Raw genomic sequence first — 529 nt, 5'->3', positions numbered from 1 at the left:
GGTAAGCGCCAGAGAACCGACACCTACCCCCGGGTCTGAGCACCCATCACACTGATTCCATCCTGGTAACCACTGGAGGAATCGGTATGACCCGCACCGAGCGCCATCATTTCTGGCAACAGACCCTAGCTGACTGGGCGGACTCCGGGCTTTCCGGCGCCGCTTTCTGCCGCGAATACGCGCTCGGCTACCACCAGTTCCGCTACTGGTGCCGCAAGTTGCGGCCCGAGGGCGAGTCACAGACTGGCCCCGGATTCACCCGGGTCGCGCCGGTGGCAGATGCTGACACCGCGGATGGATTGACCGTGTCGTTGCCCAGCGGTGTGTCGATCACCGGCCTGCATGCTGGCAACGTTGAGTTGCTCAGCGCCGTGCTGAGCCAACTGTGATGCGTCACCGGTATCTACGCCCGTCCCGCCGGTTTCCAGAGATTTACTTGTACCGGGAACCGGTCGATTTTCGCAAGCAGGCCCATGGCCTGGCGCTGATCGTCGAGCAGGAGCTCGGGCACAGCCCGTTCACCGGCGCC

General features: G+C 63.7%; 2 protein-coding genes. Both read left to right on the top strand.

The genetic code is table 11. From position 1 onward, the window contains the following. The first annotated feature begins 86 nt into the window (after window positions 1-86). Complete coding sequence (gene tnpA, locus F3089_RS15765) at window positions 87-389, top strand: IS66 family insertion sequence element accessory protein TnpA (protein ID WP_151441733.1); 303 nt, start codon at window positions 87-89, stop codon at window positions 387-389. Beyond that, window positions 389-529: IS66 family insertion sequence element accessory protein TnpB (tnpB, locus tag F3089_RS16215; protein ID WP_151441732.1), on the top strand; the 141-nt coding region annotated here is incomplete at its 3' end. The genes tnpA and tnpB, both read left to right, overlap by 1 nt.

The organism is Halospina sp. K52047b (assembly GCF_008709855.1).
GTDB classification, from domain to species: Bacteria; Pseudomonadota; Gammaproteobacteria; order Pseudomonadales; family Oleiphilaceae; genus Halospina; species Halospina utahensis_B.
This window is presented reverse-complemented; position numbering and strand designations above follow the sequence as displayed.

Coding starts and splice junctions, on each gene's coding strand:
- tnpA (WP_151441733.1), top strand. CDS start 87: ATGACCCGCACCGAGCGCCATCATTTCTGGCAACAGACCCTAGCTGAC.